Genomic DNA, 15,191 nt, shown 5'->3' with positions numbered 1-15,191 from the left:
GCTTACTTCCGGCCCGCGTGCGGCTTGCTGGCTGACGTTCCGCCATGCGACTGGGCCGATTCGGCGGCGGCAGCACGAAGGGTTTCCACCTCGGTAGCCGCTGCGGCCGCTCGCTCGGTCTGGGCGCGCAACTGTTGCTGGAGGCTCGCGACGTATTCCACGGGACTCTCGGTCCAGACGAAGTCAACCGGCAGTGCCCCGATCAACTCGTCGACGATCGATTCCTTGCGGCGCAGCTCCAGCAATTCGTCCGCACTGGGAACGTCCAGTTCGACCTGACGCACCTGAAGCATGCGATCGTGGGCGAGTTCCTTGATCTGGTGCTGCGTGAGCGCCGACGCGGGAATATTGACGGCGGTTTCACCGAACAGAAGACCGGCGCGACGGTAACCGTTGCGCTTGGCCGCGACGACCACAACCTTGATTTTTTCCGACACAGGTAACTCCTGGGTGATATTCGGGATATGCACCGCCGCCCAGACATTGCCCGGCGGGCAGCGGATCGCTCTTCCTCCGCGCTTACCGGCTCGCGCGGCAGTGCTCGCTCATAGGGTATGGGTTAATCCGTACCGTCCGAGCCCCACGCGAGCTGCCAGAACCCGTAGGCACCGGCCGCGCGCGCTTCCGCGCCGAACTTGAACTTCTTGCGCATGAAGACGCCCTCGATTTCCGGGTCGGTCTGCTGCACAAAAACCGGTGCCTTGCGTTGCTGGTAGATGAACGGCTTGACCGGCTTGGTGGTGTCGAGCAGATACCAGGCGGTGTCCGAGGTCAGTCGTGCGTCGCACACGACCTTCATCGTTCCCTTGTACGGGTTCGGCATGCCGTCGTTCAGACGGTCGTTGATCATCAGCGCGTTACCGATGTCTTCGAGCGCGGGCGGAACGAGCAGGACGTTCGGGCTGACGTTCAGCGGCCGGCCTTCGTTGTCGGTCACCTTGCGCAGCTGCGTGCGGCCGACGCCAAGGCTTGCGATCGCTGCGGCCTGCGAAGCGATCGAAAGTTTGACCGTGCCGCGGTTGGACCACGGCTGACCCATCACCGGGTGCGCGTTGGAAAAGAACGACTGGCCGTCGTAGCACGCGTTTTCGAATGCGCCGTTGACCACGGAGAAGATGATCTCGTCGGGCAGTTGCTTGGCCGAGTAGCCGGCGCTCTGCGCCATCGGCGCATAGATGCCGAGGTTGTCGTCCTCGATGTCGTTGCGCTCGACCTCGACGGTGGCTTCCCAGTCGTCGTTGACGACGGTGTAGCCGTGGGCGATCAGTGCCTTCACTTCCTTGTCGCCGATCCACTGCTTCATGCGCGGGAAGTTTTCGAGCCACGCATAGACGTTCTCGCGGCTGCCCGAGGGCACGAGCATCGCGATCTGGTCCCACACGGTGGGCGCGGCCTCGAAGGCGTTGTTGAACGTGGCGTTCAGGTTCAGAAAGACGGCCTGAATCGTACTGGCATTGACGAGCATGCTTTAGCTCCCTCTAGATGAATGTCGACGGGTGGGTTGGCCGTTACAGCACCCAGACGCCGCCCGCGTCCACGCCGAAGACGAGGCCGGCCGCCGAGCGGGTATTGGTGCCGTTGGTGGCCGCGACCGTCTGGTTGTCCTCGACGTAGCAGAGCTTGCCGAAGCTCGCCTGCGTGACCGGATCGTCGGCGGCGTTTGCCCACTGGAACAGGAGGCCGCGACGCACATACACGCTGATGGCGCCGGCCGCGCCACCCGTGTTGTCGACCGAGACTTCGGAGCGGCCGAGGTAAGTCAGCCCTTCGGCGGTCTTGCCCTCGATAGCGTTGCCGTTGGCATCCGCGCAGACGAGCACGCCGGCTCGAATCACGGCGTTGGCCGCGACGGGCACGGCGACGATTTCACCGTCCTTCAGCGGTGTGTTGCGATCAGCGGTCGTGGCGGTCATTGCGCAGCTCCCGGAGCGGACTTGAGAACATCAGCCGGCTTGTTGCCGAACTGCCGGCACACGGCGACGAGCGTGGGATCGGATACTTCCGGTTGTGCGCCGCCGTTCGGCTCGCGGCCACCGGTCTGCTGGCCCGTGAGGGCAGCGAGTTTGGGGGCCGATTCGACGAACGACTTCAGCGCACCGAGGTTGCTCTTGCCCAGTTCGCGCGCCCACGCTTCCTGGGTGGGCAGCAGCTTGCCGGCCGTCAGCGCTGCCTCGATCACTTCATCGAGTTCGCGGCCCGCGACCTGGCTCGTGAGCACAGCCACTTGCGACTGAAGGTCGGTCAGCGCCGACAGCGGGACGTACTTCGACGGATCGGGCTTGCCAGCGGCAGCCGTCAGCGCGGCGATCTGCGCCTGTGCATTGACCTTCTCGGCGGTGAGTGCCGCCACCTGTTGAGCATCGCTCGTCGCTTTCGCGAGGTGCGCGTTCAATGCGGTGACAGCCTGGTCTTCAGACGCCTGCGCATCGAGCCCGAGGGCCGTGAGCAGTGCCTGCAACAGCTTGTTCATCTGAGGCTCCTGAATTGAAGGAAAAAAAGCGGAAAGTGCAACGGCCTGCATACCGTCCAGACCGGGGTTGTTCGTGAGCGCAGCCATGCGCATACGTTGCACGTCGCCGGTCCGGGCGTTGAATTCAAAAACGGGAGAGATGAAGCGATACTCGCGATCGGCGATCGCGCGGGCGGCGGCTGGCGTCCATTCGACATCCGTGGCGAACAGGCCCTGGCCTTCGCGCCATTCGAGGTTCTTGAACCATCCGGCGGCAGGCGCAGGCTGTCCGTTCTGCTGCGCGTTCAGCGTCTGGTGCTCGTAGTCGATCACCATCGGGTTGGCCTGTTGCGCGGCAAGCGCGACCACCGAAGCGGCCTGATCAGCACCGCAAACCCATTGCGTACATGCGGCGAGCGACGCCGGCCGACCATCGACGGACGAGAAGCGGCCAGCCGGAAGCAACTGGATCGACCGGCCAGTGAGGTCGGTGATTTCGACGGTCAGGGCGGCGACTACGGAGCCCGAGGTGCGTTTCTTAGCCATGCCGTCATTCTGTTGATCGGCACGGCTTCGAAAGAGTGGAACGGTGTCAGTTTGGAGGCGTCACCCGGCTATCGGGTGAGCGTGCGGAATCTGGATGGTGATCCGGCGCGTTTTAACGGGGGTTTAACGGGGTCGGCGCTACCAAGGATGGGGAATGGCGCATCTGGCACCCTCCAGCGGCTCAAAACGGCTGTTTTCGAAACCGGTCAGCCGACCACGTTGCGCAGATAGTTTGCCATCGCTTCCTCGATCGCGACACCGTCTGAAGGCGTGATGGCGAGAAACGGTCGCGCGGGGATTTTCGAGCCGGGATGGTTGACCTGTTTCGCGAAGATCCCACCGAAGTGGAGCGCCTTCGCATTCTTCGGCCGGATCACGTGCGCGCGCGTCTGGCCTCCAAACTGGTGGATCGCCGCGTAGACGACATTGGTGCCCACGCGCGCGCTGGTCGCGTCGTAGGCCGGGGTGATGCTGGAGGCGAGCCGCCCGGACGCCTGAAGGATCTTCAGCGAGCGGGCGACGCGCTGTCCGATCTGCAAGCTCCATGCGCCAGACTTCAGCACACCGCGCCCCTTGCCGAGCTGGCCACCCACGCGCTGCTGCAACGTGGACGGCTTCAGGCCAAGCCAACGCGGCCGGCCCTGCTGGGCAAAGTTCTCCTCGACCGCATCCCACATGATGTCCGATATTTCCCGCATCACGGGGCTCGCATCGGCGACGGCAGCAACCAGGCGGTCGAGGGTGGCCTCCAGCCGGCTGGTGTCAATTGTGATTTCGATCATGGGCTATACTCCAGTTACACCGATTGCAGTCGTACAGGCTTCCGACTGACGCGTCCAAAGGAACTGCACGGTGGCCCGCAACGAGTCGGCGTCGCGGGCCTTTCTATTTGCGGTATGCCAGAAAGCCGTCGCGCTGCTTTTCAATGTAGCGCCGACGCGCGTCCGGGCCGCGATCGGCATTCGACATCATTGCGGTCGACGCTGCCCAGCCATCCTGCCCAAATTCGAACACGCTCAGCCCGTATTGCGGACCGTGCTGTCCGTCGACGAGCCACGACTTGATGTAGCGACGCTTGAGCAGCCACTTGTCAGGCTGACTGCGACTTTGTTCCCAGCGCAGCCAGATTTCGTCGGGGGCCTGTACGGCTCGGGCGAGCAGCGCCATGTACGGGCCGCGACCATCCTTGTCCGCTTTCCAGCTGCCATCCCCCGCCTTGAACAGATCGTCGGAGATGGCGAGCCGGGCATGAGTGGCGTCTTCATAGACTTTCGTCTGGCCGTACCGGACACCGAACTCGTGGAGGAACGCGTGCGCGTACTGCTCGGGTCCCAGATCACCCGGCAGCAGGCTGGACGCCGGCACGTGCGTCGGCACAGGCAACTCCGGCAGGTCGACGCCCACAGGAAATGTGCGCGGCAGCGTATCGAGTGGGGGCGGCGTGAAGGGGCGTTGCCATTCGCGACCCGGATTGAAGCCGAAGCCGGGGTCGGGCAGCACCTTCTTTCCGGTCGCCGGGTCGGAGTACGCGAGCGCCGGCCGCTTCACACCCGTGCGATCGACGATCTCGACCTCGACGATACGCCCGTCGCTGTTGCGCACCGGCACGCCGTTCTGCTCGACGTACGCTCGTGCACGCGTACGCACGCGGCACCGGCAGTTGTAACCGTTCGGCGGATAGAACGTCGCCCAGAAAGGGTCGTCGTACCGGTAGATCGAGCCGGACAGCGCGGCGTGGGCCGGGCGCGTGCGGTTGTCGAGCACGGCCACATACTCCCAGTATGGCCGCTCGCCGACGCTCTCCATCTGCGCCGCGAACCGGCCGGCCATGTACGACGACTGCATGTTGGTCTGGAAGATCGTATTGAGCCGGCGCGGCGTCAGACGCCGCCCCTGGATCTCGCCCGTGGCGTCGTCAACAACGTCGCCGCGCCCCAGCCATCCTTTCTTCTGCAACACGGGCATCAGCTCGTCTTTAAACTGCGTCAGCGTCTTGCCGTTTTTTAACGCATCCGTGAGCGCCGCGCGAACGTCCTGGAGCACGTCAACCTTCATTACGCCAGCCACGGTGAACGCGCGGGCATGCGCCTCGGCCCACACGTCCTGCCACTTGAACCCGAGCTGGTATCCCTTCGATTCGAAGTATCGGATCGCCTGCTCGGGCGGCAGGCCGATCGCATACTGCAAGTCAATTCCCGCCATTGACGCGGCCCCAGATGTCGGCGACGAACATGGCGCGCGCCAGCAGCTCGGCCAGCGCACCCTCATCCATGTCCGGCTGCGCGGTCAGCAGCGCCTCGATCGCACTGTCCGGCGTCTCGCCGTTCCGGATGGCCTGAATGACGGGGGCAAGGAGCTTGTCCATCCCTGCGGCGAGAGGCGCAGCGGGCAAGCCGCTGATCGTGTCGTCGAGCTGGGCCTGATCGGGGTAGATCGTCTCGCCATGTGCATTCTGGACAACGGGACGATAGGTCAGGCGAACCTGCTTCGCAGGCGGCGGCGTTTCAGGCGCTGGTGCCGGCCGGAACTCAGGCGGCAGCGCCTGAAGCGGCTGCGGGATCACGAGCACGTCATCGCCGTCCTGCGCCGCCGGGATCGAGAGCTTTTCGCGCGCCCAGTCAACCGGCACGGGCAGGCCCATCGCGACGAGCTTCGGCAGCGAGTCCGCGTACAGCTTCATGTCCTCGGGTTCGCGCGTCTCGAACACGAGTCGCGGGAGCCGGCGAAGATCGGTCACGCCCTTGTTCAACGCGACGATCGGATAGATCAGATCGCGCGTGATCGTTGCTTCGAGCTGGCGTGCGTCCGAGACCATCAGATCGTGCCGGACCTCGTTATGCACATTGCCGAGCGCATGGGTCGACGACTTGCCATCGGCCTGGCTCGTGAGCGTGCCGCCGAGGATCACCTTCGACTGTGATCGCTCCATGTAGTCGATCAGCGATAGATGCGGCGCATGGCCAGAACCCGACGACGCTTCCTTGAAATCGATCTGCATTTCCTGCGGGATGATGCCGGCCGCGTTGTGTCCGATCCCGGTCACCGCACGCAGCAACGTGCTCTTCTCATCCTCGCTCGCACCGGCTGGATATTTCCCGAGCCGCAGCGGAATGCCATAGATTTCGAGAAACTCCATGATGTCGCGCACACCGTAATTCTTGAACAGGTACGGCCAGACGAGCACGCGATGCAGGCCGCTGCGCGAGACGTACCCCGACTTGGCGCGATGGCGGTGGAGAATCCAGCCAAACTGCCACAGCGGCTGCCCCATCACCTCGATACCTCGCAGACGGATATCGTCGCGATCGTCCCACGGCGTCATGAACCACCGTTGCGGCCGTCGCGTGATGGCCTGTGGCAACCACATACCCTCGACGCGCTCCCATGTGATTTCCAGTGCCGCAAAGCCGTGCCCGATGCCGTCCAGGCTGTCCAGCAGCATGTCCTCGAAGAACGTCATGTCCTGCAAGCATTCACGCACCCATTGCGCCAGCTTCTTTTCAGTGGCCGACGCGTTGCGCGGTGGCTGGACATCCCAGTCGAGCGTGAGCAGCACGCGCTTGCGCTTGCTCATCTCGGCGAAGATGTGCGCATCCTTTTCCTCCATGTCGGTGAACAGATCCGACTGCGGCAGCAGGTATCCCAGCTCGGCCGATTCAAGGATGCGATACAGCTTCTGCGGCGTGAGCCCCAGCGAAGGATGCTCTTCGTAGCTCGACTTCAGCCAGCCGAGCTGCGCAGTCTGCTGCTGGTCGAGCACCTTGCGCTCGATCGGGTTGCCGTTGATGTCGACGATCTGGCCCATGTCTTCCTCTTACCAAGCGCCACCGCCGAAGCGATGGCCGTCCGTTTCATTTCGCGCACCCTTTGTCGCAGGGGTGTATTCGAAGGTGGCGCCGCCGCGAGAGACCGCGATCGCCCACAGCAGATGCAGCCCGCAGAGACCGTCGTAGTGATGCCCGCTCTGTGGTTCGGGCCACGCGTCCAGCTCGGCGAGCAACGCGGTGAGCGCGGGATGCATCAGGATCGACGGCGCGAGCCGGTCCGTGACGAACGGCTCCAGCGAATCGATGCGGACCTCCTGCGGGACGCTCGCCGTCATGCCGACGAGCGGCAGCGGCACGCCGACATCGAGGCCGGCCCGGATGAAGCTCTGGCGCGAGTGCTCGTACGCGTTGTTGTTCTCAAACGCGATCGACAGACACCGGAACTCGCGCTGTAGCGCGATCAGGTCGGACTCCAGCTTCGACGGCACACGGCGTTTGATTTCCGCGTGCATCACGTGGAGCTTCTTCGCGACCGTGTCCCAACCACCGACGAGGAGCGAAGAAGGGTCGGACGTTTCACCCCGGCCCATTGAGGGATCGCATGCCCCGAAAATGCGCCAGTACGGCGAGCGCTGCGCCCAGTAGGTAATGTGCCCGAACACACGATCCTCGTCGGCGCGCGGGTCGCCCTGCATCTCGGTTGCGAATGCGCGTGGCGACTTTGCGCGCTGGCGCATGAGCCAGTACAGCGATCGCACGGAGGGCCATGATGTCACCGCGCCTTCGTCCATCGCGGTGCGGTGCTCAATGTAAAACCGGTGTGACGGCAGCTCGGCGTCAGCGACGACGTCGCCGCGCGTGGCCGCCTCGCTGATCGCATCCTTGTCCGCATTCAGCATCAGGGCCTCGCACTGCTCCCACAGATCCATGTGCGTGGGCATCGTCTCGATTGCCCGGAAGTGATGCACGACGTGCCCGATGCTGCGCTTCGCGCGCGAGATCGGATCATCCTTGTCGAGCACCGTGCCCACCCCGACATACTTGACCGTGCCGTCGGGCGGCCCGAGGTAATCGATGGCCTTTTCGAGCCACGTCCACCGGTTCTGCCGCTCGGTCGGGCTCTTCGCTTCAGAGTCGGTGATCAGATCGTCGCCGAACAGGACCTTCGGGCGACTCGCGCCGTGGAACGTGCCTCGAATGGCCTGCTCGGCGCCGAAGGGTTCGACCTTCACGCCCGTGCGCGAAATGAACTCCCCGACCTTCCACATCGGCCCCTTGCCACAGACCTCGGGGAAATCCAGCGCGAGCGCAGCGTTAGCGGTCAGCTCGGTTTTAACGACTTCGAGCAGCTTGGTCGGCAATGACGTCTCGGCCCCGAGCAGGATCAGGTAGTCGAGGAACGCCGGGGCATTGCCGGTCCATCCGGTCTCGCGTCGCACATCCTCGCGTTGCAGCAGCGCCTGCACGATGATGTATACCGGGCCGATCTTGGTGGTGAGCGACGATTTCGCTTCGCCACGAGGCGCTACCCACCACTCGCGCGTTCCGCCGGGTTGACGCAGCAGCTTCGCGAACCGGTTGCAGAAGTGCCCCTGAAAGAGCGACGGCGTGCCCCGGATGTGATGGGGAAAATACGTGTAGGCGAAGAACTCGTAATCGCCGTCGACGAGCACGCGGCGGCGGCGCGCGAGCCTGGCGTCCGGCGAAGGGTCGAGGCCGGTGGCGTGCGCCTCGATGTCAAGCCGCAACTGGGTGGCCAGTTCGGACAGCTCATCTCGAAACTGCTTCTCGGTAAATTTTGTCGGCATGTCAGTCGACCCTGCGAGGCTTGTCGATGCGCATCACGACGTGCTGCGAGCCGCAACCCAGCTTCGCGCAATCGTGGTCCTGCGGCAGCTCATCTTCAGGCGCCGCGCAAATGACGATCTGGGACGGCGTGTCATACGCCGTCCCGAGCCGTCGAATGCCTGTGGCCAGCGTCCACCAGTTAGCCATAGGCGATGGCCAGCTCATCACCAAACGGGCCGAGGATCTCAGCGAAGGTGGCAATGTGGTCGGGATGCCGTTCCTTGATGAACGCAGCGAGGCGCTGCACGACGCCCATAGCTACGGCCAGCTCGTTCGTCTCGGGCAACACCCGCTTCGATGCATTGATCGTCTTGTTGTATGCGTCAGCCAGACTTGCCAGCATCGAGACTTTTTCCGCTGGATTGATCTCGGCGGTTTCGAGCTGATAGATGGTCGCCTGATACTGCGCGATCAGTCCGGCGAGCATCTGGCGGGCGGCGCTTTCGACGCCGCCACCCGCCATCAACTGCGCGGCCTGTGCCTTCTCCCAGTTGTCGCCATTTGACTGCGCGTCGTCTTTCCAGCGGCGCACGGTCGAATAGGACACGCCATGCATCGACGCGGCGATTTCAAGGGACAGGCGATCGAAAACAAACGAGCGCCTGACCTTGTCGCGAAGTTCCTTGGGGTGCGCCATGTGCCTTTACAGACCGAACTTCGCACGCACGAGCGAGATGCCGGTGGCGACGATGCCACCCGCGACACCACCCGCCACGCCACCGGCAACGGCACCATTGCGGATCGCTGCCTTCTCGATCGTCGACATGCGTGCGGACAGGTCCGTCAGGTTCGTGTCGATCTTCTTGAGCAGCGTGAGCGATTCGGTGTCGGAGCCCGTCGCCGCAGTGGTGGGCGAAGCGCTGCCGGGAGCCGCAACGCCTGTCGCACCGTTCGTTTCCACCGCCACCGTTGCGGCGGCGGCCGGCACGGCGACGCCAGCCGCCGCACTGGTGCCCGCTGCCGGGGTACTTGCGTCGACGGCCGGCGCTGCCGCAACGGTCGAGACGATTGCTGCGGGCGCGTCGCTTGCCGGTGCGGCGACGGCTGCGGGCGCGCTGGCCGTCTGCGCCTGGCTGTTGAGCGCATTCGCGGCTGCGATCATGATCGCAGCGAGTTGCTCCGGCGCGATCGCGTTGCTGGTGGTGCTCGTGTTGGTCGTGTCGCTCATGAGGTTTTCGCCTTCATCAGATAGGCTTGCATTTGATTGATCTTCGCGTCGATCTGCTCGAAAAGCTTGCGCGTCTCTTCGCGTTCGTCCTTCACTTCGTCGCGGCTTGCGTACTTCATCGCCACGGCCTCGCGGAAGGATGCGAGGTCTCTGGCGAGACCCGCGATCGCTTCGCGGGCCTCCCGGTTGTCACTCTGGACACGCTTTACCCATATGCTGCATCCGGCCAGCGCCACCGCCCACAATGCGGCAACGATGGCGGTGATGATCGTGGTACCGTCAAGGGTGAATTGCATATTTCAACCGTTGTCTCTTTTCGCGTCGTGTTTGGCACTCGATGCAGAACCGGCATCCGGGTACTGCATCGCGGCGCGCCTGTGGGATCTCCACACCACAGCTTTCGTCCGCGCAGAACTGCAATGACTCGACGTGCGGCTGTAGCGGGCGTGTACCTGCTGCGATCACGAGTTCGCGGTATAGCTCCTCGATGGCGCTCGCGTGATCGAAATCGTCTGGCATAGAACTCCCTGCTAATGGGTGGCCGACGTCGTGTCGGCCGCTTGCGATGCCGCTTGAGGCTGGAGATTGCGGATCGCCTTCAGTTTGTCTTCGGTGTTGTGGGCGCGGTTGGCGTAGTCAACGAACCAGTCGAGGATGTCGGCTTGTGATACCCCGGAGTCAACGGTGGCATCGGTGGCGGATCGGCCAGGAGCGTTGCTGGAATGGGTGCCTGCCTGCAAGGCGGCGTCACTATCGTCGGCAATGCCGGCGGCTGCGTTCCACAGCCGCACAAAACCACGAGAGAAAGCGCAGTCATAGGCAGTAGCAGCAGGCGCAGCAACCAGAGCTGTGCCCGAGTGCGGTACCTGTGCAACGCGAGGTTGAGTGACGTCATCGATTTGCTCCTTGATGGCCGTGGCGCGCACGGCGCCGTTGGACTGGTCATTGAGAAAGCCCGCTTCCGCTGCCTGCCCACGCGTCACGTCAGCGGCGTACCGCCCGAATGCATCACTCGCCGCCGATGCCGAAGCCTGCTGGCTGGAAGCCTTGAAGTCGGCGAGATTCTTTTCGCCAATGGCCTGCGCGACGCTGTAACCGTGCTCGTAAGTTTTTGCGAAAGCAAAAGCGAGGAGGACTGCGAGCACGATGCCCGCGACCAGCTTTGCGTATTTACTGATCATTTCCATTCGGCTCTTCCTTGATGGGACGACCACGCCATGCGCCAAGCGCCTGGATGATTGCGGAATAGCCACCGACGCAGCCGAGGTAGACAAGCCAGATGTCGAACGTGAGCTGGTGGGTGAGGCCCTGAAAGACGAACATGGCAGTTGCGGTAGCGGAGGCCACATTCGGCCAGAGCTTCGCGTGCGAGAGCTTGCCGTCTGCGCCCTTGACGAGATCAAGGATGGCCATCACTTGCTCCGGGCACGATTGCGACGCTTCTCAGCGGCACGGCGTGCAGCCCGCACACCGGACGGCTTCCGACCCGGCGCGGCGGGTCGCTCTCGCACGTCGTTCACGGCAGGCACCGTGCGCGAATAACTGGCTGCCACGCCGATCATTCCCGCGACGAGTGAGAAGAGGCGTCTCATGCGAGCGCTACCTTGCCGCCCGCCTCACGGTACGCGGCGACGAGCATCGAAATCGCGTTCTGATGCTGGCCGTAGCTGTTGCCGGGAAGCGATGCCCAGATGGGCGAGCACGCATAGATAGCGAGCGTGATCTGACCGTCGAGGATGAGCGGGATGGCCTTGCGTTCGCGGATCTGCTGGATCGCGATCAGATCCTGTGAGACCGGACTGAAGTCCGGAAGGTGCAGTTGTGTCGCGTAGGGCTGGAAGTAGCGCGCGAGCAACTGATAGCGGCCCGCTGCCGTCGAGTTCAGCTCACGGTTGAGGATGTTCGGATGCGCGACATAGTTGCCGAAGAGGCGCACGTCCGGCGCGATCGACTTCCCCTCGCGAATCATCGGACCGTGCGAGCCGACCAGCACGTTGTAGCCGTCGTCGCTATGCGCAAGCGTGTACGCGTCGATCTCGCTCGCGGCAATCATGTCGAGAAATGCGACGATGTTCGGACCGCCTGCGGCGTCCGCTGAAATACGCGCCATTGCGCTCTCCTTCAATCGGTGTGTCGATGAGGAGATTTTCGATACTGGGGGCTTGATACGACAGGCTGGTCCCTGTCAGTAGAAAAGCAAACGCCCCGCACGAGGCGGGGCGTCTGATCGAGCGCAGCAAGGTCAAGTCAATACATGCCGAACACGAGATAGCTCACGAGGAGTGCGAGAGCCGTGCATAACAACCAGATGATGGTGGCGCCGTCCTTCGAGTAGCCATTCGCCACGAAGCGTTTCGTGGCAACTGGGAACAGGCTAAGAAATATCACCAGCGTCATGATCATGAATTGGTCCTCGCGTTTCTTTTTGCTGGGAACCAGATCGTAACTCAAAGGCAATCTCACAGAAACGTTAAGGACGGTGAGATTTTTAACGGTCAGAACAGCGCGCCCTGTTCGGTCGGCGTGCCTCCATCGTCGTCGTGCTTCTTCAGGATGCGCCAGACGTGTCGATCCGAGAGCCGATACTTCTTCGCCAGCTCGGCCACGGCATGCAGCGCGCTATGCTCCCGCGTGATGCCGTCAAAGTCCGCGCGGATCTCCCGATAAAGCAGCTCACGCGCAGCCGCCTCGCATTTCGGAATGTAGAGCATGTCACCGCCGAAATGCTGCGTGATGGCATCGGCCGCTTCGCCGCCCACGATCTCCGAAAGCGCTTCGTACCGGATCTCGCCCAGCCGCGACTTTCGCAGCGCCACGGGAAAGGTTGTGCCACCGAGCTGCTCGACGAGCCGAACAGCAGCCGGGAGACCGATCAAGCGCACGAGCACCTGCACGACGTCGGGCAGCAAGTGCTTCACGTTGTCCAGTCTCATCGCCGTGCCTCCCTGCGCTTCGAATCGATCTGGAGCGCCGCGATCAGTTTCGCCAGCGCGTCGCCGTTACAGAACTCAATGGCGTCGACCTTGCAGATACGCTTGACCATGCCGTTGACGTAGTCCCACGACCGACCCGCATCAGCGAGCAACGCCTCGATCTTGGCCAACTGGGCAGCGCGACCAGCAGCGACGCGCGGGCGCCGGCCGCCACCGGTCGGTTTGAAACCGCTACGTTCAAGGTGCGCGAGAACGCGGGCCGCCGACGCGGGCGTGAGATCCCTGGCAGAGTCCACATCGCCCACACTGCGTAGCATCACACGATACGTTTCGTCGTCGAGCCCCAGTTGCTGCTTGGCGATGTGAATCTTCGCCAGGGTCGATTTGGCGATTGCCATTACGACCTCCACCAGCGTCGCAGTTCCTTGCGGCAAAGGCACACGAAAAAGCCGATGCCGAACAGGATCACGAATGCGTCAAACATGGCTGGCTTCCTCCAGATTGACGTCGACTGTGATCGTTGAGCTTCGCGCGCCAATTGACACTAGCGATACCGACGTGTTTTCACGATGAAAGTGACGAAGCATCGACGACGTTGCGCTCCATGTGGGCATGTAATACGTGAACGTCTTGTCGAGATCAGGAAAGAGGCGCGCGGCGCGGCGCTTGCCGAAGTCTTTCAGGATTTCCGCGCGTTGGCTGGGTTTATACAGGCTGGCTCTCGTGGGGCGGTAGAAGCGACGGCGCTCCTGAGTGTCGTCACGCAGCCATTCGCCCCTGAACCAGCCGTTCACATACACCATCAGATCAAACTTTCGAGCCTTGACCTGCTGGACATAAATCGTTACGTCGTATCCGTCGCATTTCAGCGCGACGGCCCCGTACGGATACGATAGCTCCTTCTCGATACGCTCGATGTCGTCTTTCGAAAGCTTTGTCATTTGAATTCTCAGTAGTTGATCACGAGCTAGGTACACGGCTATGGGGGCCGTGTACCTATTCATCCGTTCAACGGATACGGTGTTGGGTTACGCCAGTGATGCCAGGCGGGCAAAGCGGTTGGGCTGGCGTGATAAATCCGGTTCCCTTTTCTCCGGTGACACGCATGTGCTCGACTTCCACCTTTGCCGAATTGATGATGACCTGCGCAACCTCCGCGACGACTTTGGCTCTCTCGATATCCATCGGGTTGCTTTTGTCGTTAAGCGATTCAAGGGTGGAAAAAAGCTGTTCACGTAGTTTGGCGATCGTGCTCATTGATCCTCCTTACAAGGTTTCGTTTCAGCGCAATCACTTGCTGTAGATCTTCAGGCAGATTGGTGAGCGACTCCCGACCAATCGCCCACAGATACATTTCGGATTTCGCAATCCCGCTCACGCTTGCCTTGTGCTCGATGCTTGCCCTCGATCGGCCAAGTACGCGTACAAGCTCGTCGATGTGCGCATCCGGATAGAGCCGTCGAAGTGTCTCGACTTCCTGTTCCGTCCACGCGCGGCGGCGCCGCTGTTTGCAACGCACGTCCATTGCGTCGTGCGCTGTTGACCCCGCAAGCCCCAATTTGCGAGCCTTACCGCCGATGCTCTTCACGGTTCGCCCGATCGTGCGCGCCATGTCGACGGTTCTCATGACGGGAAACATCTCGCGCAGCCACTGGACTTCTGCCTCGCTCCACTCGCGGCACCCACGACGCTCGCGCCAGTCCGTGGTGAGCCCAAGACTTCGCACCTTGAAACTCACCGAACTCTGCGAGCGGCCAAGTGACCTTGCCAGTTCTGAAAGGGGAACCACCCCATACCCCTCACGAATAAGGCGAACGTCTTCCACTGAATAAATTCGCATGGCTTTTGTCACCGTCTGGCTCAGATGGCCGCGAGGTCAAGGCTGATCGGCCGATACTGCTCGGTGCCTTCGTCGCGTTCATAAAAACGCACATATGGCTTGCTGCCCGTGATACGAATGCTGTCGACGATGGCGCGCATGGCAGTGGCCCATTTCGGGTCTTCGATTGCGAGCCGACGCAGGCCGAGGATGCGCCCGGTGTTCACGTTGCCTTCCTTGTCGACCTGGAATGCTTCGTTGATGAGTGCCTTGATCTTGTCGCTGCTGCCAGCCGTCCATTCGCGGATGCATTCGTCGATCAGTTCCTTCGCGGCCTGAAGTCGCTCGTCGAACTGGATGTGCTCAGCGATCTGCCGCACAATCTTGTAACGACCGTCGAACGTAATGAGCGTGATGTTGCCCTTGTTGCCTCCGACCTTGACGCCGTACTGTTCATTGCTCGTCTCGACAAAGGCTGCAATGTCGGTGAATGTCCGGTTCTTGAACTCGGCCAACGCGGACTGAAGGCGCTTCGCCTCGCCGATGAGGCTCCCAATGGTCTGGTCGCGGAGTTGGTCGACGGGTTTGACCATCGCTTCGGGAACCAGACGGCCACGTGCATCAGTAACGTAGCCAGCGGGAATGTGTTGTTGCGTCATGG

At 62.5% G+C, this 15,191-nt stretch carries 23 protein-coding genes; all 23 read right to left on the bottom strand.

What is annotated here, in order from left to right; translation table 11 throughout:
- Nucleotides 1-2: 2 nt before the first annotated feature.
- Nucleotides 3-470: an HI1506-related protein gene (locus C7402_RS25195; RefSeq protein ID WP_165841990.1), complete on the bottom strand. Its 468-nt coding sequence runs from the start codon at nt 468-470 to the stop codon at nt 3-5.
- A gap of 89 nt (nt 471-559) precedes the next feature.
- Nucleotides 560-1,465: a Mu-like prophage major head subunit gpT family protein gene (locus tag C7402_RS25190; RefSeq protein ID WP_116612581.1), complete on the bottom strand. Its 906-nt coding sequence runs from the start codon at nt 1,463-1,465 to the stop codon at nt 560-562.
- Between the two features lie 43 nt (nt 1,466-1,508).
- Nucleotides 1,509-1,913: a hypothetical protein gene (locus tag C7402_RS25185; protein ID WP_116612580.1), complete on the bottom strand. Its 405-nt coding sequence runs from the start codon at nt 1,911-1,913 to the stop codon at nt 1,509-1,511.
- The gene (locus C7402_RS25180) at nt 1,910-2,995 is read right to left on the bottom strand and encodes a phage protease (RefSeq protein ID WP_116612579.1); all 1,086 of its coding nucleotides are present in this window, start codon (nt 2,993-2,995) and stop codon (nt 1,910-1,912) included. Before C7402_RS25180 ends, C7402_RS25185 begins: the two co-directional genes overlap by 4 nt.
- 206 nt (nt 2,996-3,201) lie before the next feature.
- Nucleotides 3,202-3,777, bottom strand: coding sequence for a phage virion morphogenesis protein (locus C7402_RS25175; RefSeq protein ID WP_116612578.1), 576 nt, complete (start codon nt 3,775-3,777; stop codon nt 3,202-3,204).
- A gap of 103 nt (nt 3,778-3,880) precedes the next feature.
- On the bottom strand, nt 3,881-5,182 hold the full coding sequence (locus tag C7402_RS25170) for a PBECR2 nuclease fold domain-containing protein (RefSeq protein WP_244314937.1): 1,302 nt from the start codon (nt 5,180-5,182) through the stop codon (nt 3,881-3,883).
- A 1-nt stretch (nt 5,183) separates the two neighbouring features.
- Entirely contained in the window at nt 5,184-6,800 is a 1,617-nt protein-coding gene (locus tag C7402_RS25165) for a DUF935 domain-containing protein (protein ID WP_116612576.1), read from the bottom strand.
- A 9-nt stretch (nt 6,801-6,809) separates the two neighbouring features.
- Nucleotides 6,810-8,435: a hypothetical protein gene (locus tag C7402_RS25160; RefSeq protein WP_244314936.1), complete on the bottom strand. Its 1,626-nt coding sequence runs from the start codon at nt 8,433-8,435 to the stop codon at nt 6,810-6,812.
- 136 nt (nt 8,436-8,571) lie between these two features.
- Entirely contained in the window at nt 8,572-8,757 is a 186-nt protein-coding gene (locus tag C7402_RS47460; protein WP_116612575.1) for a hypothetical protein, read from the bottom strand.
- Entirely contained in the window at nt 8,750-9,247 is a 498-nt protein-coding gene (locus C7402_RS25150; protein WP_116612574.1) for a DUF1804 family protein, read from the bottom strand. The genes C7402_RS47460 and C7402_RS25150 overlap by 8 nt, the downstream gene beginning before the upstream one ends.
- Before the next feature lie 6 nt (nt 9,248-9,253).
- Nucleotides 9,254-9,778: a hypothetical protein gene (locus C7402_RS47455; RefSeq protein WP_208949005.1), complete on the bottom strand. Its 525-nt coding sequence runs from the start codon at nt 9,776-9,778 to the stop codon at nt 9,254-9,256.
- Nucleotides 9,775-10,074 (bottom strand): hypothetical protein, encoded by a 300-nt coding sequence (locus tag C7402_RS25140; protein WP_116612573.1) that lies wholly within the window; start codon nt 10,072-10,074, stop codon nt 9,775-9,777. Before C7402_RS25140 ends, C7402_RS47455 begins: the two co-directional genes overlap by 4 nt.
- Nucleotides 10,058-10,297, bottom strand: a complete 240-nt coding sequence (locus C7402_RS25135) for a TraR/DksA C4-type zinc finger protein (RefSeq protein ID WP_116612572.1) — start codon at nt 10,295-10,297, stop codon at nt 10,058-10,060. Before C7402_RS25135 ends, C7402_RS25140 begins: the two co-directional genes overlap by 17 nt.
- 11 nt (nt 10,298-10,308) lie before the next feature.
- Nucleotides 10,309-10,965, bottom strand: a complete 657-nt coding sequence (locus tag C7402_RS25130) for a hypothetical protein (protein WP_116612571.1) — start codon at nt 10,963-10,965, stop codon at nt 10,309-10,311.
- Nucleotides 10,949-11,191, bottom strand: coding sequence for a hypothetical protein (locus C7402_RS25125; protein ID WP_116612570.1), 243 nt, complete (start codon nt 11,189-11,191; stop codon nt 10,949-10,951). Before C7402_RS25125 ends, C7402_RS25130 begins: the two co-directional genes overlap by 17 nt.
- 175 nt (nt 11,192-11,366) lie before the next feature.
- Nucleotides 11,367-11,888 (bottom strand): glycoside hydrolase family 24 protein, encoded by a 522-nt coding sequence (locus tag C7402_RS25120; protein WP_116612569.1) that lies wholly within the window; start codon nt 11,886-11,888, stop codon nt 11,367-11,369.
- A 137-nt stretch (nt 11,889-12,025) separates the two neighbouring features.
- Nucleotides 12,026-12,181, bottom strand: a complete 156-nt coding sequence (locus C7402_RS47070) for a hypothetical protein (RefSeq protein ID WP_165841989.1) — start codon at nt 12,179-12,181, stop codon at nt 12,026-12,028.
- A gap of 92 nt (nt 12,182-12,273) precedes the next feature.
- Nucleotides 12,274-12,711, bottom strand: coding sequence for a Mor transcription activator family protein (locus tag C7402_RS25110; protein ID WP_116612567.1), 438 nt, complete (start codon nt 12,709-12,711; stop codon nt 12,274-12,276).
- The gene (locus C7402_RS25105) at nt 12,708-13,109 is read right to left on the bottom strand and encodes a gp16 family protein (RefSeq protein WP_208948998.1); all 402 of its coding nucleotides are present in this window, start codon (nt 13,107-13,109) and stop codon (nt 12,708-12,710) included. Before C7402_RS25105 ends, C7402_RS25110 begins: the two co-directional genes overlap by 4 nt.
- Before the next feature lie 78 nt (nt 13,110-13,187).
- A complete protein-coding gene (locus C7402_RS25100) occupies nt 13,188-13,652 on the bottom strand; it encodes a hypothetical protein (RefSeq protein WP_116612565.1) in 465 nt (154 codons plus the stop codon).
- A gap of 67 nt (nt 13,653-13,719) precedes the next feature.
- Nucleotides 13,720-13,968: a hypothetical protein gene (locus tag C7402_RS25095; RefSeq protein ID WP_116612564.1), complete on the bottom strand. Its 249-nt coding sequence runs from the start codon at nt 13,966-13,968 to the stop codon at nt 13,720-13,722.
- A complete protein-coding gene (locus tag C7402_RS25090; RefSeq protein WP_133254549.1) occupies nt 13,943-14,563 on the bottom strand; it encodes a hypothetical protein in 621 nt (206 codons plus the stop codon). The genes C7402_RS25095 and C7402_RS25090 overlap by 26 nt, the downstream gene beginning before the upstream one ends.
- Nucleotides 14,564-14,571: 8 nt before the next feature.
- Nucleotides 14,572-15,189, bottom strand: a complete 618-nt coding sequence (locus tag C7402_RS25085; RefSeq protein ID WP_116612562.1) for a DUF3164 family protein — start codon at nt 15,187-15,189, stop codon at nt 14,572-14,574.
- Nucleotides 15,190-15,191 lie beyond the last annotated feature (2 nt).

This window comes from Paraburkholderia unamae (assembly GCF_003096875.1).
Taxonomy (GTDB): domain Bacteria; phylum Pseudomonadota; class Gammaproteobacteria; order Burkholderiales; family Burkholderiaceae; genus Paraburkholderia; species Paraburkholderia unamae.
The sequence above is the reverse complement of the archived record's forward strand: the minus strand, read 5'-3'. Positions and strand labels throughout refer to the sequence as shown.